The following is an 18,593-nucleotide window of genomic DNA, read 5'->3' on the forward strand; positions in this document are numbered from 1 at the left end:
TCCCCTCGCGGGAGAGGGCCGGGGAGAGGGCGCGCCCCGCCTTCTTACTGGCTGGCTGCCTTGCGCGCCTCGATGATCGAATCGTAGGCCTGATGGTTGATCGGCTGCACGCCCAGTGCCTCGCCGGCGAGCACACCGTAGGCACACTTGGGGTCCAGGTAGGGCAGCGCGGTGAGCAGCGCCACCACGTCGAGCTTGACGCGTTCGGGCAGCGCCTTGCGCACCACGAACGGGCCTTCCGGAATGGTCTTGGAGCGCCAGATCTCGCGGATGGTGTTCATGTTCACGATGCCCGCGTCGGCTGCCTTGCGCAGCGCGCCGGAGTTGTAGCCGTCCGCCCAGTCGCCCATGCCGTCGGCCCAAGTCACCCCGGCCGCCACGTCGCCGTTGGCCACCGCGACGATGGTCTGCTCGTGGCCGCCGGTGAAGCGCACGTCGCCGAAGTATTCACCCGGCTTCATCGAATAGCCTTCCCTGGGGATTTCGATGGAGGGAATCAGGTAGCCGCTGGTGGAATTGGGGTCGCCGAAGGCGAACACCTTGCCCTTCATGTCGGCCAGCGAGCGGATGCCGCTGTCGGTACGCGCAAAGCCCACCGCGTAGTAGCCGTAGGAGCCGTCCACGTTAGTCTTCACCACCACCGGCTCGACCGCGTCGGGGTTTTCCAGATGGATCGCCGCGTAGCTCGACGGCCCCACCCAGGCGAAGTCCAGCGTGCCGCCCAGCAGGCCCTGGATCAGCCCGTTGTAGTCGGCCGGGGTGAACAAGCGGGTGGGCACGCCGAGCAGCTTCTCCACCTTGACGCGGAAGCACTCGTTGGAATTGAGCCGGTCCTGGGCGTTCTCCCCGCCCATGATGCCGATGCGGAACTCGGTGATGCCCTGCGCGTGCGCGCCGGCGGCGAGAAGGGTGGTCATGCAGAACGCGGCAGCAAGCTTCTTCATCGGTACTCCTTGGTGCGTGGTGGGCGCCCGGTCGGCGCGGGAAGGGTTGAAAAGCGGGAATGCGCGGCCGGCCTCTCAGGCGGCCACGCCGGCCAGCCGCGCGGCGCGCGGGCGGGCGTGCTCCAGCACGCTCAGGCTGGTCGAAGTGGCAGCTTCCGAAAAGCTCTCGTCGGCGCCGTAGATCTCGCGCGCCACCGCGGTGGTCAGCTCCTGCGGGCCGCCGTCGAACACCACGCGCCCGGCACGCATGCCGATCACCCGGTCGCAGTACTCGCGCGCGGTGTCCAGGGTGTGCAGGTTGGCGATCACCATGCGCCCGTCCTCCTCGTGGATGCGCCGCAGGGCGTCCATGACCACCTTGGCGTTGAGCGGGTCGAGGGAGGCGATCGGCTCATCGGCGAGGATGATGCGCGGCTCCTGCATCAGCGCGCGGGCGATCGCCACGCGCTGCTGCTGGCCGCCGGACAGCGCCTCGGCGCGCTTGGCGGCCTGCTCGGCAATGCCCAGGCGCTCCAGGATGCCGATGGCGCGGTGGATGTCCGCGCGCGGGAACAGGTTGAGCAGCGTGGCCAGCGTGGAACGGCGGTTCAGCGTGCCGTGCAGCACGTTGGACACCACGTCCAGGCGCGGCACCAGGTTGAACTGCTGGAAGATCATCGCGCACTGCGACTGCCAGGCGCGCTTGGCGCGGCCACGCAGCGCGAGCACGTCGGCGCCGTCGAACAGGATGCTGCCCGCGCTGGCCTCGGTAAGGCGGTTCATCATGCGCAGCAGGGTGGACTTGCCCGCGCCGGAGCGCCCGATGATGCCGATCATCGCCGGCCTGTCCACCGCGAAGCTCACCGCGTCCACCGCCACGTTGCCGCCGAACCGCTTGGTGACGCCTTCGATCTGGAGCGACATGCCCGTTCTCCTCGAACCGATCCCTTGATCCGTCCGATTCTGCGAGCCGCCGGTTAAGTCTCGTTTACGTCCGTATGACGATCGCACGGGAGGGATGCGGACCTTTGCGCGGGGTCATCGGCCGGCTCGCCGGCGTAGCCGCCGTATCTGCGCGCGAAGTCCTCCACCGGGCCGCAGAATTCCGCTAGACGTTCGCGCAACAGTTCGTGCGGCCAGTCCCACCAGGCGCTGCGCTCCAGCGCGGCGGCCAGCGCCGGGGAGAAGCGCCGGCGGATCAGGCGTGCCGGATTGCCGGCGACGATGGTCCACGGCGCCACGTCGCGGGTGACCACCGCGCCGCTGCCAATGATCGCGCCGTCGCCGATGCGCAGGCCGGGCATGACGATGGCACCGTGGCCGATCCAGGTGTCGTGGCCCACGTGCAGCACGCGCGCGCGGCGCGCGGCGAAGAAGGCCGCGTCGTCGGCCGCGTCCATGCCGTAGGCCAGCCGGCGGTAGGTGAAATGGTGCAGCGTGGGGCGGTCGAGCGGATGGGCGGTGGGTCCCAGGCGCACCATCGCGGCGATGTTGGCGAACTTGCCGACCTCCACGTTCTGCAGGATGCAGTTCGGCCCGCAATAGGAATAGGCCCCCATGCGCACGTTTTCCAGCGTGCAGCGGTCACCGATCTCGGTCCACGGGCCCAGTTCGGTTTCCGTCAGCGCAACCTGTTCGCCCAGCGTGGGCTGCGGGGAGAGTTTCTTCATCGTCGGGTCATCCTCGGTACGGGGAAAACGGTGGCGCGCGCCAATACAGTTCGGTCAGGGCCGGTCAAGCCCCTCTCCTGCGAGGGGAGAGGGGCTTTTCAGACGCCGGCCGGGGCACGCAGCGCGAAGCGCTCGACCAGTTCGAACGGTGCCCCGGCGCAGGGCTGGCGGAACAGGCTGAGCGCATCCACCGCCACCGGCCCGGCGAGCAGCGGGGCGAAATACGCGTCCAGTTCGGGCAGCAGACGCTCCAGCACCCCGTCCGCCAGCGTGTCGGTGAGCGTCATGTGGAAGCGGAAGCGCTCCAGCACCCACGGATAGCCCCAGCGCGCCAGCAGCGCCCGTTCGCGCGCGTCCAGCCCGGCGGCGGCGCGGCGCGCCAGCTCGGCGGCGTCCGGCGCGCGCCGCCAGGCGTCCAGCCCGGTCACGCAGGTGGCTGCCAGCGCGTCCAGTTCGGCCGCCGGTCCGGCCGGCACTAGGGCCAGGAAATCCCCTACGCGACCGACCCGCAGGCGCAACGCGAACGGCGCCAACTGCCCCGCCAGCCCCGCCAGCGCGGCGCGCAGGGAATCCTCGTCGCACCCCGCGCGCAGATGGAAGGGTGCCTTCAGCGTGGCGTGAAAGCCGTAGCGGCGCGGCTTGGCGGTGAAGGCGCGCACGGCGGTGGCGTCGAAGCCTTCCAGCGCCAACGGCGGCAGCTCGCCCGCGCCGCCCGCGGCGGCATCGCGCCCCAGCCAGGCACTGCCCGCCCGCCACAAGGCGCTGTGCGGCGGCGGGGCGAAATACACCGCATGGCGGACGGCGGACGCTGCCGCGGCGCTGGCCGGAGCATCCTCCGCCCAGCGCGCGGCATGCGCCCCCCGGGGAGGATGGGCGCCCCCTTCGGACGGCCGGACGGGGGCGCTCACTGGACTACCCTCCTGTCGCTGCGCGACATCCTCCCCAAGGGAGGGTGAGCGCCCCCTTCGGGCGGCCGGGCGGGGGCGCTCATGCGACACGCTCGCCCAGGCGCCACACCTGGCGCACCAGGGGTCCATGGGCGGTCGGCCGCACGCGCGCCAGGTCGGCACGCCGGCCCACGGCGATTTCGCCGCGGTCGTGCAGGCCCAGCGCGCGCGCCGGATTGGCGGACACCAGCGCCACCGCATGGGGCAGCGCAAAGCCGACGTGCTCCGCGAGCATCCACGCGGCCTGCATCAGGCTGGCCGGGATGTAATCGGAAGTCAGCATGTCGAGCAGGCCCTCGCGCGCCAGTTCGCGCGCCGAGACGTTGCCCGAGTGCGAAGCGCCGCGCACCACGTTGGGCGCGCCCAGGATGGTCGCCAGCCCGTGGGTGTTGGCGGCGCGCGCGGCCTCCAGCGTGGTGGGGAATTCGCAGATCGCCGCGCCGCAGGCGCGCGCCTCGTCCACGTGGGCGACGGTGGCGTCGTCGTGGGTGGCCAGGGTGATGCCGCGCCGGCGGCAGGCTTCCGCCACCAGCGCGCGCTGGCGCGGCGCCAGTGCGCCCTGGCGGCGCTGGCGCTGTTCGATCATCGCATCCACCTGGGCGTCGCTGAGGCCGTGCTTGCCCTTGTAATAGATGCGGAACTTGTCCAGATCGACGAACTGGCGCGCGCCCGGCGTGTGGTCCATGACCGACACCAGCCGCACCAGCGGATTGTCCACGTGCGCGGCGAAGCTCTCTTCCATGTCGTCGGCCACCACCTCGCAGCGCAGGTGCAGCAGGTGGTCGGCGCGCAGATGCCCGGCGGCCTGCGCCTGGCTTATGCCTTCCACGGTGTCGCGTACGATGTCCTTGCGCCATTCCTTGCCGTGGTCGCTGCCGCAGGCAATGGCGTCGAGCACGGTGGTGATGCCGGCGGTGGCCACCGCCGCATCGTGCGCCAGCACGCCCGGCAGGGTCGGCCAGCGCACGCCGGGGCGCGGCACCAGGTGGTGCTCGGCATTGTCGGTGTGGGCGTCGATCAGACCGGGCAGCAGATGGTCGCCGTCCAGGTCCAGCGCCGCCGGGCTGCGGCTGCGCCCTCGCCCCAGTGCAGCGATGCGCCCGCCGCGCAACACGACGTGGCCGTGCACGACCTCCTCGGCGAGGACGAGGAAGGCATTGTCGAGGATGATTTCGTTGCCGTTCATGCTGCGGCCTCCGTGTGCCCGACCGCGTAGCTGCGCTGGCCGACCGCCGCGCGCACTTCCTCGTCGTGGAAGATGCCGACGATGGCCGCACCGCGCGCCAGCGCATCCTGGATCAGTTGGATGACGATGCTGCGATTGTCCGCGTCCAGCGAGGCGGTGGGTTCGTCGAGCAGCATTACCGGATACTCGGCGATGAAGCCGCGCGCGATGTTGACGCGCTGCTGCTCGCCGCCGGAAAAGGTGGCCGGCGCCAGCGCCCACAGCGCGGGCGGGATGTTCAGGCGCGCGAGCAGGGCCTCGGCGCGGGCGCGCGCCTCGTCCGCCGCCACGCCGCGCGCGAGCAGCGGCTCCATGACCAGATCGATGCTGGCCACGCGCGGAATCACGCGCAGGAACTGGCTGACGTGGCCCAGCGTGGCGCGCCGCACGTCGAGCACGCGGCGCGCCGGCGCGCCGACCAGTTCCACCGGTTCGCCGCGGTGGCGCACGCGGATCGAACCGCGCTGCACCAGGTAGTTGCCGTACAGGCAGCGCAGCAATGTGGACTTGCCCGCGCCGGAGGGGCCGGCGAGGGTCAGGCATTCGCCGGCGCGCACTTCAAAGCCCGCGCCTTCGAACACCGGGATGCGCACGCCGCCCTGCATGTGCAGGATGAAATGCTTGTCCAGCCCGCGCACTTCCAGCATCGGCGGCCGCGCGGGCAGCGGTGCCGTAGCGGTGGCGGGCCGGGCGATGCACTGTTCCATGTTCCGTTCTCCTCGTGGTTCGAGCGCGCTCAGACGCGCAGGATCGACGACACCAGCAACTGGGTGTAGGGGTGCTGGGGATCGTCCAGCACCTGGTCGGTGAGCCCCTGCTCCACCACCCGGCCGCCGCGCATGACCAGCAGGCGCTGGGCGAGCAGGCGCACCACGCCCAGGTCGTGGGTGACCACGATGGCCGACAGCCCCAGTTGCGCCACCAGCCCGCGCAGCAGGTCGAGCAGGCGCGCCTGCACCGAGACGTCCAGCCCGCCGGTGGGCTCGTCCATGAACAGCAGGCGCGGGCGGCTGACCAGGTTGCGGGCGATCTGCACGCGCTGCTGCATGCCGCCGGAAAAGGTCGCCGGCAGGTGGTCGAGGCGTTCGGCGCCGATCTCCACCTGGGCCAGCCAATGCGCGGCCTGCGTGCGGATGCGCCCGTAGTGGCGCTCGCCCACGGCCATCAGGCGTTCGCCCACGTTGCCGCCGGCTGACACCTCCATGCGCAGGCCGTCGCGCGGATTCTGGTGCACCAGGCCCCATTCGGTACGCAGCAGCAGGCGGCGCTCGGCCTCCGAAAGCGCGAAGACCTCGCGCAGGCGGCCGTCGGCGCAACGGTATTCCACCGTGCCGGCGCTGGGCTGCAGACGGGTCGCCAGGCAGTGCAGCAGCGTGCTCTTGCCCGCGCCGGATTCGCCGACGATGCCCAGCACCTCGCCCGGATGGAGGTCGAAATCCACCTGCGCGCAGGCCGTGCGTGCGCCGTAGCGGTGGGTGAGGCCGCGCACGCGCAGCAGCACTTCGTCGTCGCTCATGGCGTGCATTCCTCCGCCGGCCGTTCCGCGCGGCGCGCGCCGCAGTGGTCGGTGTCCGAGCACACCAGCATGCGGGTGCCGGCGTCGTCGGTGATGATTTCGTCCAGATAGCTGTCGGTGGCCCCGCACAATGCACAGGGCTGGCTCCAGCGCTCCACGGTGAACGGGTGGTCGTCGAAGTCCAGACTGTTCACCTCCGTGTAGGGCGGCACCGCGTACAGCCGGCGCTCGCGCCCGGCGCCGAACAGTTGCAGCGCCGGGCTGCGGTCCAGCTTGGGGTTGTCGAACTTGGGGATCGGGCTGGGGCTCATCAGGTAGCGCCCGGCCACCATCACCGGGTAGTCGTAGGTTTTGGCGATGCGCCCGTGGCGGGCCACGTCCTCGTACAGCGAGACGTGCATCAGGCCGTATTCCTTCAAGGCATGCATGCGCCGCGTCTCGCGCTCGCTCGCCTCCATCCAGCGCAGCGGCTCGGGAATGGGCACCTGGAAGACGACGATCTGCCCCTCGGCCAGCGGCGCCTCGGGAATGCGGTGGCGGGTCTGGATGAGGGTCGCCTCCACGACGCGCGTGGTGGTCGCCACCCCGGCGGTACGCGCGAAGAAGCGGCGGATGGACACCGCGTTGGTGGTGTCGTCGGCGCCCTGGTCGATGACCTTCAGCACATCCTCGCGCCCCAGCAGCGCGGCGGTGAGCTGGATGCCGCCGGTGCCCCAGCCGTAGGGCAGCGGCATCTCGCGCGAGGCGAACGGCACCTGGTGGCCGGGAATGGCCACCGCCTTGAGCAGCCCGCGGCGGATCGCACGCTTGGTCTGCTCGTCCAGATAGGCGAAATTGTAGCCGGCCTCATGCATCCTCGGGTTCCTCCGCGGGCCGGCCGGCGGCGGCGCGCAGCGCGCGCACCATCTCCAGCTCGGACTGGAAATCGACGTAGTGCGGCAGCTTCAGGTGCTCGACGAAGCCGGTGGCCTGCACGTTGTCGCAGTGGTACAGGACGAATTCCTCGTCCTGCGCCGGGGCCTGCACCGCTTCGTCCAGTTCGCCGGCGCGCAGCGCGCGGTCCACCAGCGCCATGCTCATCGCCTTGCGCTCGCCGTGGCCGAACACCAGGCCGTAGCCGCGGGTGAATTGCGCCGGACGCTCGGCCGAGCCCTTGAACTGGTTCACCATCTGGCATTCGGTGACCGTGAGCGTGCCGATCTCGACGGCGAAGCCCAGTTCTTCCGGCACGAATTCCACCGCCACCTCGCCGATGCGCAGTTCGCCCACGAACGGATGGTTGCGCCCGTAGCCGCGCTGGCTGGAATAGCCCAGCGCGAGCAGGAAGCCTTCGTCGCCGCGCGCCAGCGCCTGCAGGCGCACGTCGCGGTCCACCGGAAAGCGGAACGGCTCGCGGGTCAGGTCGCCCACCGGCCGGCCGTCGTCGGCGGCTTCCGGCTCGATCAGCCCGTCGGCGCCGAGCAGATCGGCGACCCGCGGCATGGCCGGCGCCACCGGTTCGGCGGCGCGTTCGGCCGGCGGCGGCACGGCGCCGCCCGCAGCCAGTTGGAAGTCGAGCAGGCGGTGGGTGTAGTCGAAGGTCGGCCCGAGGATCTGCCCGCCCGGCAGGTCCTTGAAGGTGGCCGACACGCGCCGGCGGATCGCCATCTGCGCGGTATCCAGCGGCTCGGCGGCGCCGAAGCGCGGCAGCGTGCTGCGGTAGGCGCGCAGCAGGAACACCGCCTCGATCAGATCGCCGCGCGCCTGCTTGATCGCCAGCGCGGCCAGTTCGGGGTCGTACAGCGAACCCTCGGCCATCACCCGGTCCACGCTGCCGGCCAGCTGCCCGGCGATCTGCTCCAGCGACAGCTCGGCCACCGCCGGATCGCCCCGGCGCGCCTCCGCCAGCCAGCGGTGGGCGTTGTCGATGGCGCGCTCGCCGCCTTTCACCGATACGTACATGTCAGGCCTCCGCCGGCGCGCAGGGCGGCTCGATGCGGGTGGTGCGCGGCAGCCCGCACACGCGCTCCGCGCAGGTGACGAAAAGGTCCAGTCCGCACGGATACAGCGCGTGCAGCATGGCGCGCGCGGCCAGCCATTCGTCATCCAGGCCGCCAATGTGGGTCCGGCACTCGCCGGCGATGCCCGGCCCGCGCAGGCGCAGCGCCCTGCCCTCACCGAGCGCGGCGGCCTCGACCACCAGCGTGGCGGCGCGTTCCGGCTCCTCTTCCGTGCCCAGCGCGAAACGTTCCAGCACAGGCAGTTCGGCGAACCCGCAGGCAAACGCGAAGGCGGCCTGTTCGGGTTCGGTCACGATGGGGCAGCCGCAGTGGAAACGCAGGAAACCGGCGGCCGGCGCGCAGGACGGCGCCAGCCACACCGGCGTCTCGAAATCCACCAGGGTCAGCGCCAGCGCGGCGGCGGCAGGCCCCAGGCCGGGCACCGCGCGCAGCGGCGGCGGCAGGCGGTGGATGCGCCCCGGGCGGGCCAGCGCGTCGAGCAGGGCGCGGAAAGCACGCTGCGCATCGTGCACCGGATCGGCGAAGCCCGGCAGCGTCGCGGTGTCGTTCATGCGTCCTCCCCCCGCACCAGGGTGAAGAACTCGACGCGGGTGGCGGCGGCCTTGCGCGCCGCATCCTCGCGCGCGGCGTGCGCGGCCTCGGCCAGCGGGCCGATCAGTTCGCGCTCCAGCTCGTCGTGCAGTGTCGGCTGCTGCAGCAGGGCGTCGAACAAGGCCGCCAGTTCGGCGCGCCGGCCGTCGCGCCCGGCCACGTAGGCATGGCCCACCGCGCCGCCCTCCAGGCGCACGGCGGCGCGGGTCACGCACAGTTCGCCCAGGTTGAAGCGCCGGCCGCTGCCACCGGCGCGCCCGCGCGTCATCACCAGCCCGGTCTCGGGCCGGCGCAGCCATTCGAACGCGGGCGGCGCCGCGAAGCGCCGCCAGGCCCGTTCCAGCGTCTCGCGCGGGGCCTGCGCCAGCACGCCCATCCAGCGCCGGCGGCGGGCGATGGCGGGATCGTCGTGGGGGTTCTGCATCATCGGCACACCTGTCTATATGTCTAGACGAATTGTGGCAGTATGATGCGGCAGGCTCCGGACCCCGGACAAGATGGATCATGCAGCACATTGGTAGAGGAATCCGACATGGAACGGACCAACGGCATCGCCCTGTGGCGGCAGATCGAACGCACGCTGGCGGAGGAAATCCACGGCCCGGCCTACCGGCCCGGCGATCGCCTGCCGACCGAGGCCGAACTGGCCGCGCGCTTCGGCGTGAACCGCCACACCCTGCGCCGCGCGCTGAGTGCGCTGCAGGAGGCCGGGCTGGTGAGCATCGAACAGGGGCGCGGCACCTTCGTGCATGCCGACGTGATGGAGTATCAGATCGGCAAGCGCACGCGTTTCAGCGAGAACGTGCTGCATTCGCGCCGCCAGCCCGGTGGCCGCCTGCTGCGCGCGCAGGAGGTGCCGGCCGGCGCGGAGACTGCCCGCGCGCTGGGCCTGCGGCCGGGCACGCCGGTGCTGCTGCTGGAAATGCTGCGCGAGGCCGACGGCCTGCCGGTGAGCCTGGCCATCCACTACTTCCCCAAGGAGCGCTGCGCGGGACTGATCGAGGCCTACGAGCACAGCGGCTCGATCACCAGCGCGCTGTTCAGCCTGGGCATCAAGGACTACACGCGCGCGCAGACCCGCGTGACCACGCGCCTGCCGCTCGGCGACGAGGCACGCCTGCTGCGCCAGGCGCGCTCACAGCCGGTGCTGGTGTCGGAAGGCGTCAACCTCGATCCGGACGGCCTGCCGCTGGAATACTCGGTGGCCTGCTTCGCCGGGCAGCGCGTGCAGTTCGTCTTCGATACCTGAGAGCCTGTCTACGCTCTTTTCATGGGTCCCGTTGCCCCGCCAGGCCGGCCGATGCAAGGCACAAAGCGCAGTCGGGCTGGTGGCCCGGCGAGCATTTGTAACGCCGCGGCGGCCGGCCTGGCGGGGCAACCCGAAGGGCAGCCGTCCAAAGCGCCCCGCTCCGCGTTGCGCGCCTTGCCAAGACCACCGGTATTGGCTGCGCCGCGCGCCTTGAGCGGAACACTTTGGGCGGCTGCGGGACCCATGAAAAGAGCGTAGACAGGCTCTGAGCAGCGTCAGCGTTTGCGCGCGGGATGGCGCGCGACGTCGTCGATGATCAGCATTTCCGCCTGGGCGGCGGTGACCGGACGGGAGTACAGATAGCCCTGGCCGTACTCCACGCCCATCTGGCGCAGCAGGGCTTCCTGCTCGGGCAGTTCGATGCCCTCGCAGACCACCTCGCGGCCGAGCTTGTGGGCGAGGTTGACGATGGTCTCGACGAAGCTGCGGTCGTCGGCACGCTCATGCATGTGCATGACGAAGGAGCGGTCCACCTTGAGCGCGTCGATGGGCAGGCGGTGCAGGTAGGACAGCGAGGAATAGCCGGTGCCGAAGTCGTCGAGCATCAGCTTGAGGCGGGTGCGCTTGAGCGCTTCGAGCAGTTCGATGGCGCGCTCGGCGTTCTCCATCATCGCGCTCTCGGTGATCTCCAGCTTCAGATGGCGGGCGGACAGGCCGGTCTCGCGCAGGGTCTGGCGGATTTCCGTGAGGATTTCCGGATGCAGCAACTGGCGGGCGGACAGGTTCACGCTCACCGTGAGCGCCGGCCGGCGTGGGAAGGCGCGCTGCCAGCGGCGCATCTGCGCACAGGCTTCGCGCAGCATCCAGCGGCCGATGTGCATGATCAAACCGTTTTCCTCGGCCAGCGGGATGAATTCCGCCGGAGAGATCAGCCCGCGCTCCGGGTGGTTCCAGCGCACCAGAGCCTCGAAGCCGGTCAGGCGGCCGTCGCGCATGCGCACGATGGGCTGGTAGTAGGCTTCGAACTGGTCCTTCTCCTGCGCGCGGCGCAGGTCCAGCTCCAGGTCCAGGCGGCGCAGTGCCTCCTCGTGCATGCCGCGGTCGAACAGCACGTAGCCGCCGCCGCCCTGCCCCTTGGCACGGCGCATCGCCATGTTGGCGTCGCGCAGCATCACGTCGGCTTCCTCGTACTGCTCGCCGGACAGCGTGACCCCGGAGGACAGGCTGGAGAACACCTCGTGCTCGTGCAACAGGAAGGGCAGCACGAACTTTTCCTGCAGGCGCTTGATGACGCGCACCGGCGAGACCGCGTCGCGCACGTCCTCCAGCAGGATGCCGAATTCGTCGCCGCCCAGGCGGGCGACCATGTCGGTGGGCCGGGTGGTGCGCCGCAGCAGGTTGGCCACCTCGATCAGCAGCAGATCGCCGATGCGGTTGCCCAGGCTGTGGTTGATCACGCTGAAGCGGTCCACGCCGCAGTGGATCACCGCGAAGCGCAGATCCTTGCGGCGCTGCGCGCGCTGCATGGCATGGCTGACGCGGTCGAGGAACAGGCCGCGGTTGGGCAGGCCGGTGAGGCCATCGACGAAGACCTCGGGCAGGCGCGCCTCGTGCCGGGTGAGACGCACGCCGGTTTCGTGCGCGGAGGCGTAGAACAGGCCCTGGTCGGGGTCGTACGAAACGCTCCAGGCAAGGCCGACGTAGCTGCCGTCGGCCTTGCGACAGCGGCAGGAGAAACGCACGGTGGACAGGGCTTCGCCGATACAGCCGAGGCGGTCGATGACATCGCCGCGGTCGACCTCGTGCAGCAGTTCGGTAAACCGCCGCCAGCGCAATTCCTCCTGGCCGACGCCGAGCACCTCGCGCCACGACTCGCTCATCATCTGCACGACCCAGTCGTCGTCCAGGATCATCAGCAAGGCGCCGGGCAGGCGGAAGAATGCGCTCTCCGACGGCAAGACCTGCGGCGGCTTGCGGTAAATCTGCATCATCTGGTGGGGGCCTCGAAAGCCGGAAAAAACGCCATCACCCTGCTCCACCGGGACGGCGGCCGGGCACCAGCGACTTTATCGGGAGGATACTACCCTGCCATCGCCCCGCCGCCCAGCATGCGGCGCACCATTACCCAGAGTGGGAACCCACTCTCCATCAGCCCCGAACGCTGCTGCCACGGCCAGCCCGCCGGGTTTCGCACTCATGCGCGCGGGGTCCCGTACCGCCTCCAGCCTGCTGATCGGGTCACGCCGTTCCAGTGGCTCGGACTGCCAGGCGTGCCGCTGGACAGCGGACCAGCATGGCACGAGCTGGCACACACGAGGCCGCCGATTCGGGGCACAATCAGCCCAGCCCCCGTTTGCCGCGCCCGCCGGGCGCGCCATGCTCCACAAGCCTGCCCCCTCATGCGCCTGACCGATCTCGGCACCCTGCCGCTGACCCTGATCGCCTCGCTGGTCGTCGCGGTGGTGCTGCTGACCATCCGCATCGTCATCATGCAGCGCGTGCAGCAGCGGCGCCAGCGGGAGAACCGCCAGGAAACCGAACGCCTGAAGTCGCTGGTCGCCGCCTACCGCTCGCTGGCCGGCTCATTCACGCCGGCCGAGCAGGAACACGGCACGCAGATCGAGGAAACCCTGGCGGACATCGTGCTGTTCGGCTCCCTCGCCCAGGTCGAGTTGGCGGCGCGCGCGGCCACCGAGCTGAAACGCGGCGAGACGGTGGACTACCAGCCGCTCGTCGAGGCCCTGCGCGCGGACCTGCGCACGCAACTGGGGCTCGAAGCGATCCCGCCCAGCCTGGCACTGCCGCCCTCCGGCCCCGGCCGCACCCAGCGCACCGGGCGCGGCGATGGCGAAGGCGGCGGCCGCGGCGAAGGACGGGGCGGAGGCGGTGGTGGGGGTGGCGCAGGCGGTGGAGCCATCGGCGTCGGCGGGCTGGCGGCGGGCATGGCGGTCGCCGACACCGGCTCGCCGCGCGATCCATCCTGAACGGTCAATACGGCGGCCGGACAAACCACACCCTTCGCCCTGGCATCCGGGGCGCGGCAAATACAACCGAGGTGGTCGATGACGTCGCCGCGGTCGACCTCGTGTAGCAGTTCGGTAAACCGCCGCCAGCGCAATTCCTCCTGGCCGACGATATCGCCTTCCCCTTGCGGCTCGCGCGGCCCGCTCTGACGGGCAGTCCAGAGGGGATCCAGCACAAGCCGCCTTTTTTGATCTGCGTTATATCCATTCTTATATTGCGGTTATCAAATACGTGCTGGCGAGCGTATCGCTTGAACAAAGAGACTTAAGGCATACGTTCATCTTTCCGCCAGGATCGTTATTTCATCGAAGACATATCGATGTCCGGAAGAGGTTCGATGACGAACCGATTCGCAGCGCCCGCGCGGCCGCCGCAGCGCAGCCAAGTCTGCCGCCCCCTTGCCGTGCCGGCCGCCTGCCCGCGGCACCGATCCAAGCAGCACGCATCATGAGCCTCGCCGCCATCGACTTCGGCCGCCTCTACCGCGACCACCTCGCCGCCGCCAAGCGCAACCCGAAGCCCGCCAGTGTCTGGGACGCGCGCGCCGCCGAGCTGGGCCGCAAGGCGCTGAAGAGCCGCTACGTAGACGAATTCATCGGCCGCATGGATCTGGCCGGCGCGCGCACGCTGCTCGACGTCGGCTGCGGCCCCGGCACCATCTGCCTGCCGCTCGCCGGGCGGCTGGAACGCGTGATCGGCCTCGATTTCAGCCGGGGCATGCTGGACGCGCTGCAGGAAAACGCGGCCGGACTCGAGCTCGACAACGTCGAGGCCCTGCAACTCGCCTGGGAGGACGACTGGGCGGCGGTGCCGGCCTGCGACATCGTCGTCGCCTCGCGCTCGACCACGGTCGCCGACCTGGAGGTCGCGCTGCACAAGCTGAACGACAAGGCGAAGCGGCGCGTATACCTGACCCACCTGGTCGGCGGCCGCTTCATCGACGACGCCGTGATCGAGGCCGTCGGACGCGATCTGCCGGCGCTGCCGGACTACATCTACGCCGTGAACATCCTGCACGGCATGGGCATCCACCCGCGCCTCGACTACATCGCCAGCGAGGGCCGGCTGACCGGCGCGACGGACTTCGACGAGTTCGCCGCGCACGTGGCCTGGGCGCTCGGCGAACTCTCCGCCGCCGAACGCGAACGTCTGCATGCGTGGTACCTGCGCCAGCCGGCGCCGAGCCTCGGCGCCCCGATGCGCTGGGCCTTCATTTCCTGGGACAAGCAGCCGGATTGAATCCAAGCCGGAACACCTCATGAACCCCGACACGCGCACGCCCCTCGCGCCGATACCGCAGCATGGCTGAAGCGGCCTCCACCCATCCGCTGCCCGCCACCGCCCCGGCGGCCGCGCGCATGCGCTGGCTCGTCGCCCCCCTGCTGGCGCTGGCGGCCACGCTGGCCGCGCTGTCGTTCGGCCGCTATCCGCTGCCGCCCTGGGAGACCGTGCGCTTCCTGTTCGCCGCCGCCGGTTTCGTCTCCATGGAGCCGGAACGCTATGCCCTGCTCCACAACCTGATCGTCGAAATCCGCCTGCCGCGCGTGCTGGCGGCGATCCTGGTGGGCGCCTCGCTGTCGGTGTCCGGCGCGGCCTACCAGGCGCTGTTCCGCAATCCGCTGGTCTCGCCGGGGCTGCTGGGCGTGCTGGCCGGGGCCTCCGCGGGCGCCGCGCTGGGCATCCTGCTGGACGGCCACTGGCTGCTGGTCCAGGCCGGCGCCTTCGTCATGGGACTCGCCGCGGTCGGCATCGGGGTGGGCATCGCCCACCTGTTCGGCGGCGGCTCGATCATCATGCTGGTGCTCGGCGGCATTCTCAGCGGCGCGCTGTTCACCTCGCTGCTGACGATGGTGAAGTACCTGGCCGACCCCTACAGCCAGTTGCCGGCCATCGTCTATTGGCTGATGGGCAGCCTCGGGCAGGCCGGCATCGGCGACATGGCCTGGGCCGCCCCGCCCATGCTGGCCGGCATCCTGCTGCTCTGCCTGATGGGGCGCGCGCTGGACGCGCTGTCCATGGGCGACGACGAGGCGCGGGCGCTGGGCGTGCCGGTGACGGCGGTGCGCCTGACCGCCATCGCCGTTGCCACCCTGATCTCGGCGCTGACGGTTTCCATCGCCGGCATGATCGGCTGGATCGGCCTCGTCGTGCCGCACATCGCGCGCCTGCTGGTGGGGCCGGGCAACGCCCGCCTGCTGCCGGCGGCGGCGAGCCTGGGCGCCGCCTTCCTGCTCTTCGCCGACGGCCTGGCGCGCAATCTGTTCGCCGCCGAACTGCCCATCGGCATCGTCACCGAGCTGCTCGGCATCCCGGTTTTCCTGCTCGTGCTGCACCGCGTGCGGCGGGGGTGGACATGAGCATCGCCGCCCGCGACATCCACTTCGCCTACCACGGCCGCCCCGTCCTGGCGGGCGCCAGCCTGGCGCTGGCCGCCGGCGAACGGGTCTGCCTGCTGGGCGCCAACGGCGCCGGCAAGAGCACGCTGCTCAGAATCCTGCTCGGCCTGCAGCGGCCCGACCGGGGCAGCGTGACGGTGGACGGCACAGCGCTGGCCGGCTGGCACCGCCGGCAACTGGCCCGTCGGGTCGCCTACGTGCCCCAGGTGCACGTCGCGCCCTTCCCCTACACGGTGCGCCAGGTGGCGCTGATGGGGCGCCTGCCGGCCACCGGCCTCCTCAAGGCGCCCGGCGCCGCCGACCGGGCCTGCGTGGGCGACATCCTCGAACACCTGGGCATCGCCCATCTCGCCGAGCGCGCCTACACCGAGATTTCCGGCGGCGAGCGGCAACTGACCCTGATCGCCCGGGCGCTGGCGCAAGAGGCCCTCCTGCTGGTGATGGACGAACCCCTGGCCGGGCTCGACTACGGCAACCAGGTCCGCCTGCTGGAGCGCCTGGAAGGGCTCACCGGGGAAGGCTACGGCGTACTGATGACCACCCACGATCCCAACCAGCCGCTCACCGGCAGCCAGCGGGTCGCCCTGCTGATCGACGGGCGCATCGCCGCCGACGGCCATCCTCACGAGGTCCTCACCCCGGAAGCGATCCACCGGCTCTACGGCGTGCGCGTCGAACTGCTGCATACCGCCGACGGCCGGCGCCTGGCCTTCCGCCCGGCCGGCAGGAGAGCCGCATGCTGACCCGCCGCCCCCTCGCCACGGCCGCCCCGCGGCCCTGTGCAGCCCAAGGCGCGACGCCTTCCCGTCGCGCTTTTCAATCCGTCAAGGAGGAATACGTGATGCACTGTCTTCGACCCGTCATGGCAAGCTTGCTGCTGCTGCCCGCCGTATCCCTGGCCGAAACCGACAGCCCCAGGGTGTTGCCCGAAGTCGTCGTGAATCCCGCAGGCTTCACCGAGCAGGAGCGGGTGACCGCCACCAGCGCCTTCACGATCGCCGAAGAAACCATCAAGCGCTCTTCCGCGCAGAACCTGAGCGAACTGCTGATCGAACAAGGCTTGCCGGTGGAGGCCACCCCGACCGACCACGGCGAGAACACCACCCTGATCCGCGGCTTCCACACCGAGCACCTGATGACCGAGGCCAACGGCAAGGTGCTGATCCTCATCGACGGCCGGCGCTCCGGGGTCGCCAATACCCGGCAGATTTCCCTGTACAACGTGGAACGGGTCGAGGTGCTGCGCGGGCCCGAGATGTTCAAGTATTCCATGGGCTCCTCCGGCGGCATCATCAACGTCGTCACCAAGCGGGGCGGGCCGGAATACTTCAGCGGTTCGGCGCGGATCGGCTTCGGCAGCCACGACGCCTACCGGGCCGGCGTGGATCTGCACGGCCGCGCGGGCCAGTTCGACTACACCTTCGGCTACGAACACGGCACCGTGCGCCGCGACTACAAGGACGGCCGCGGCAACAAGGTCCACAACACCCGCACCGACGCCACCGAACGCCTCAACTTCAATCTCGGCTATACCTTCAACGAGCGGCACCGCATCGGCATCGACGGCTACCACTACAACGTGGACAAGGCGCACCGGCCGTCCTACGTCGATGAGGAAGGAGAAATCCGCAACAACAGCTATACGGACCGCAAGACCCAGTTGATCCACCTGAACTACGAAGGCGCCAACGCGGACGGCAGCCTGTCGTGGAAAGCCAGCCTCGGGCAGGGCAAGGACCTCTACGAAACCTACGAAGCCGCCTCCCGCTACCCGAAGGGGCAGGAAGTCGATACGGACCGCGCCCAGGGCAGCCTGACCTATGCTTCCACGCTGTTCGATCTCACCGGGGGGCTGGATTACATCAAGTACGAGGTGGAAAACTCCTCCACCGCACGCGGCAACTTCCTGCGCCCGGGCGGGCTGGATCCCCAATGGGCGGGGGTGGGCTATCCCATGCACCCCACCAGCACCACCACCCTGTGGGGCGCCTACCTGATCGGCACGCTCAAGCTGCGGGACGGGACGCTGAACCTTTCCGGCGGCCTGCGCTATGAACGCGCGAGCGCCAAGGACCTGTCCGTCGGCGACGAGCACTACGACCGGGTGCCCTACTTCACCAGCAGGGGAATCACCTCACGCGATCAACTGCCCACCCGCCGCAACTTCGAGCACGTTTCGCCGACCGTCGGCGTGTCCTGGCTGCCGGTGGATGGACTCAAGCTGCGGGCCAACTACACTCAGGGCTGGCGGGCGCCATCGGGACGCCAGCTGTTCGCCAGCAGCTTCTACGAGGACTACGGTGCACCCGGCGATCCCCGGCTCAAGCCCGAGTTCACCGACGCCTACGAAATCGGCTTCGACCTGGCGCGCACCGACTGGCGGCTGTCCGGCACCTACTTCTATTACGAAATCAAGGACAACGTCTATATCTACCCGGGCGTGCGGCCCGACGGCGGCACCCCGCAAGGGCGGGTGGTCATGAACGTCGACAGGCGCATCCAGGAAGGGGTGGAAATCCAGGTCAGCGCGGACGTGGCCGGCCTGCTCGGCTACCGCAGCGTGGAACTGCGCCCCTACCTCAACCTCACCCACATGCTCCGCAAGAAGGAAGTCATCGACGAGGGCGGGCCGGGGCTGCTGGGCAAATGGTGGCCCATCGCCCGCATGCCGGACACCACCGCGAGCTACGGCATCCGCTTCAGCCATCCGGCCTCGAAGTTCTCCGGGAACCTGAACTTCAACTTCTACGGCAAGCAGTACGGCGGACGCGCCAACGTCGGCGACGGTCCGCTGGTTGGCTTCGGCAACTTCACCGTGGCCAACCTGAGCCTGCGCAAGCGCCTGTGGGAAGCAGGGGAACGCAGCAGCGTGGACCTGAAGGTGGACATCAACAACCTGTTCGACGAAACCTACTCCTACCTCGGCCGGATCCCCCAGGATGCCTATGCCTACCCCGGCCGCAACTTCCATGCCACGCTGATCTACAACTTCTGAACCGATCTTTCCGGGGGAGGGCCACCCCGCCTCCGGAAGACAGGCTCTGAAGGGAGG

At 70.1% G+C, this 18,593-nt stretch carries 18 protein-coding genes; 6 read left to right on the forward strand and 12 right to left on the reverse strand.

Annotated elements, in window-relative coordinates:
* Positions 1–44: 44 nt before the first annotated feature.
* From phnD to phnG, 11 genes are all read right to left on the reverse strand, one after another.
* Positions 45–944, reverse strand: a complete 900-nt coding sequence (gene phnD, locus E6C76_RS15320) for a phosphonate ABC transporter substrate-binding protein (protein ID WP_136349099.1) — start codon at positions 942–944, stop codon at positions 45–47.
* A gap of 75 nt (positions 945–1,019) precedes the next feature.
* Complete coding sequence (gene phnC, locus E6C76_RS15325) at positions 1,020–1,847, reverse strand: phosphonate ABC transporter ATP-binding protein (RefSeq protein ID WP_136349100.1); 828 nt, start codon at positions 1,845–1,847, stop codon at positions 1,020–1,022.
* A gap of 53 nt (positions 1,848–1,900) precedes the next feature.
* Complete coding sequence (locus E6C76_RS15330; protein WP_136349101.1) at positions 1,901–2,593, reverse strand: LbetaH domain-containing protein; 693 nt, start codon at positions 2,591–2,593, stop codon at positions 1,901–1,903.
* Between the two features lie 98 nt (positions 2,594–2,691).
* Positions 2,692–3,501: a DUF1045 domain-containing protein gene (locus tag E6C76_RS15335; RefSeq protein ID WP_168734356.1), complete on the reverse strand. Its 810-nt coding sequence runs from the start codon at positions 3,499–3,501 to the stop codon at positions 2,692–2,694.
* Between the two features lie 79 nt (positions 3,502–3,580).
* Complete coding sequence (locus E6C76_RS15340; RefSeq protein WP_136349103.1) at positions 3,581–4,726, reverse strand: alpha-D-ribose 1-methylphosphonate 5-triphosphate diphosphatase; 1,146 nt, start codon at positions 4,724–4,726, stop codon at positions 3,581–3,583.
* The gene (gene phnL, locus E6C76_RS15345) at positions 4,723–5,472 is read right to left on the reverse strand and encodes a phosphonate C-P lyase system protein PhnL (RefSeq protein ID WP_136349104.1); all 750 of its coding nucleotides are present in this window, start codon (positions 5,470–5,472) and stop codon (positions 4,723–4,725) included. Before phnL ends, E6C76_RS15340 begins: the two co-directional genes overlap by 4 nt.
* 29 nt (positions 5,473–5,501) lie before the next feature.
* Positions 5,502–6,281, reverse strand: a complete 780-nt coding sequence (gene phnK / locus E6C76_RS15350; RefSeq protein WP_136349105.1) for a phosphonate C-P lyase system protein PhnK — start codon at positions 6,279–6,281, stop codon at positions 5,502–5,504.
* The gene (locus tag E6C76_RS15355) at positions 6,278–7,135 is read right to left on the reverse strand and encodes an alpha-D-ribose 1-methylphosphonate 5-phosphate C-P-lyase PhnJ (RefSeq protein ID WP_136349106.1); all 858 of its coding nucleotides are present in this window, start codon (positions 7,133–7,135) and stop codon (positions 6,278–6,280) included. Before E6C76_RS15355 ends, phnK begins: the two co-directional genes overlap by 4 nt.
* On the reverse strand, positions 7,128–8,222 hold the full coding sequence (locus E6C76_RS15360; protein WP_136349107.1) for a carbon-phosphorus lyase complex subunit PhnI: 1,095 nt from the start codon (positions 8,220–8,222) through the stop codon (positions 7,128–7,130). The genes E6C76_RS15355 and E6C76_RS15360 overlap by 8 nt, the downstream gene beginning before the upstream one ends.
* Before the next feature lies 1 nt (position 8,223).
* Positions 8,224–8,832, reverse strand: coding sequence for a phosphonate C-P lyase system protein PhnH (gene phnH, locus E6C76_RS15365; protein WP_136349108.1), 609 nt, complete (start codon positions 8,830–8,832; stop codon positions 8,224–8,226).
* Positions 8,829–9,299: a phosphonate C-P lyase system protein PhnG gene (phnG, locus tag E6C76_RS15370; RefSeq protein WP_211090238.1), complete on the reverse strand. Its 471-nt coding sequence runs from the start codon at positions 9,297–9,299 to the stop codon at positions 8,829–8,831. The genes phnH and phnG overlap by 4 nt, the downstream gene beginning before the upstream one ends.
* 105 nt (positions 9,300–9,404) lie before the next feature.
* Between phnG and phnF the strand changes: the two genes are divergently transcribed.
* Positions 9,405–10,121 carry a phosphonate metabolism transcriptional regulator PhnF gene (gene phnF, locus E6C76_RS15375; RefSeq protein WP_136349109.1) on the forward strand — a complete coding sequence of 239 codons (717 nt, stop codon included), beginning with the start codon at positions 9,405–9,407 and terminating at the stop codon, positions 10,119–10,121.
* 275 nt (positions 10,122–10,396) lie between these two features.
* On the opposite strand, the gene E6C76_RS15380 is transcribed toward phnF, so the two are convergent.
* Positions 10,397–12,112, reverse strand: a complete 1,716-nt coding sequence (locus E6C76_RS15380; RefSeq protein ID WP_136349110.1) for a putative bifunctional diguanylate cyclase/phosphodiesterase — start codon at positions 12,110–12,112, stop codon at positions 10,397–10,399.
* A gap of 408 nt (positions 12,113–12,520) precedes the next feature.
* Between E6C76_RS15380 and E6C76_RS22090 the strand changes: the two genes are divergently transcribed.
* The 5 genes from E6C76_RS22090 to E6C76_RS15405 all read left to right on the forward strand — a co-directional run bounded on the left by E6C76_RS22090 (position 12,521) and on the right by E6C76_RS15405 (position 18,536).
* Positions 12,521–13,105, forward strand: coding sequence for a preprotein translocase subunit YajC (locus tag E6C76_RS22090; protein WP_168734357.1), 585 nt, complete (start codon positions 12,521–12,523; stop codon positions 13,103–13,105).
* A 487-nt stretch (positions 13,106–13,592) separates the two neighbouring features.
* Complete coding sequence (locus E6C76_RS15390; RefSeq protein ID WP_136349111.1) at positions 13,593–14,384, forward strand: class I SAM-dependent methyltransferase; 792 nt, start codon at positions 13,593–13,595, stop codon at positions 14,382–14,384.
* A 62-nt stretch (positions 14,385–14,446) separates the two neighbouring features.
* Positions 14,447–15,502, forward strand: a complete 1,056-nt coding sequence (locus E6C76_RS15395) for a FecCD family ABC transporter permease (protein ID WP_136349112.1) — start codon at positions 14,447–14,449, stop codon at positions 15,500–15,502.
* Entirely contained in the window at positions 15,499–16,284 is a 786-nt protein-coding gene (locus tag E6C76_RS15400) for an ABC transporter ATP-binding protein (protein WP_136349113.1), read from the forward strand. Before E6C76_RS15395 ends, E6C76_RS15400 begins: the two co-directional genes overlap by 4 nt.
* Positions 16,285–16,403: 119 nt before the next feature.
* Positions 16,404–18,536 (forward strand): TonB-dependent receptor, encoded by a 2,133-nt coding sequence (locus E6C76_RS15405; RefSeq protein ID WP_168734358.1) that lies wholly within the window; start codon positions 16,404–16,406, stop codon positions 18,534–18,536.
* Positions 18,537–18,593 lie beyond the last annotated feature (57 nt).

This window comes from Pseudothauera nasutitermitis, assembly GCF_004801295.1.
In the GTDB taxonomy this organism is placed as follows: domain Bacteria; phylum Pseudomonadota; class Gammaproteobacteria; order Burkholderiales; family Rhodocyclaceae; genus Pseudothauera; species Pseudothauera nasutitermitis.

Bases quoted from the DNA above. Each gene is read 5' to 3' on its own strand.
- phnD (WP_136349099.1), bottom strand. From the start codon at position 944: ATGAAGAAGCTTGCTGCCGCGTTCTGCATGACCACCCTTCTCGCCGCC.
- phnC (WP_136349100.1), bottom strand. From the start codon at position 1,847: ATGTCGCTCCAGATCGAAGGCGTCACCAAGCGGTTCGGCGGCAACGTG.
- E6C76_RS15330 (WP_136349101.1), bottom strand. From the start codon at position 2,593: ATGAAGAAACTCTCCCCGCAGCCCACGCTGGGCGAACAGGTTGCGCTG.
- E6C76_RS15340 (WP_136349103.1), bottom strand. From the start codon at position 4,726: ATGAACGGCAACGAAATCATCCTCGACAATGCCTTCCTCGTCCTCGCC.
- phnL (WP_136349104.1), bottom strand. From the start codon at position 5,472: ATGGAACAGTGCATCGCCCGGCCCGCCACCGCTACGGCACCGCTGCCC.
- phnK (WP_136349105.1), bottom strand. From the start codon at position 6,281: ATGAGCGACGACGAAGTGCTGCTGCGCGTGCGCGGCCTCACCCACCGC.
- E6C76_RS15355 (WP_136349106.1), bottom strand. From the start codon at position 7,135: ATGCATGAGGCCGGCTACAATTTCGCCTATCTGGACGAGCAGACCAAG.
- E6C76_RS15360 (WP_136349107.1), bottom strand. From the start codon at position 8,222: ATGTACGTATCGGTGAAAGGCGGCGAGCGCGCCATCGACAACGCCCAC.
- phnH (WP_136349108.1), bottom strand. From the start codon at position 8,832: ATGAACGACACCGCGACGCTGCCGGGCTTCGCCGATCCGGTGCACGAT.
- phnG (WP_211090238.1), bottom strand. From the start codon at position 9,299: ATGATGCAGAACCCCCACGACGATCCCGCCATCGCCCGCCGCCGGCGC.
- phnF (WP_136349109.1), top strand. From the start codon at position 9,405: ATGGAACGGACCAACGGCATCGCCCTGTGGCGGCAGATCGAACGCACG.
- E6C76_RS15380 (WP_136349110.1), bottom strand. From the start codon at position 12,112: ATGATGCAGATTTACCGCAAGCCGCCGCAGGTCTTGCCGTCGGAGAGC.
- E6C76_RS22090 (WP_168734357.1), top strand. From the start codon at position 12,521: ATGCGCCTGACCGATCTCGGCACCCTGCCGCTGACCCTGATCGCCTCG.
- E6C76_RS15390 (WP_136349111.1), top strand. From the start codon at position 13,593: ATGAGCCTCGCCGCCATCGACTTCGGCCGCCTCTACCGCGACCACCTC.
- E6C76_RS15395 (WP_136349112.1), top strand. From the start codon at position 14,447: ATGGCTGAAGCGGCCTCCACCCATCCGCTGCCCGCCACCGCCCCGGCG.
- E6C76_RS15400 (WP_136349113.1), top strand. From the start codon at position 15,499: ATGAGCATCGCCGCCCGCGACATCCACTTCGCCTACCACGGCCGCCCC.
- E6C76_RS15405 (WP_168734358.1), top strand. From the start codon at position 16,404: ATGGCAAGCTTGCTGCTGCTGCCCGCCGTATCCCTGGCCGAAACCGAC.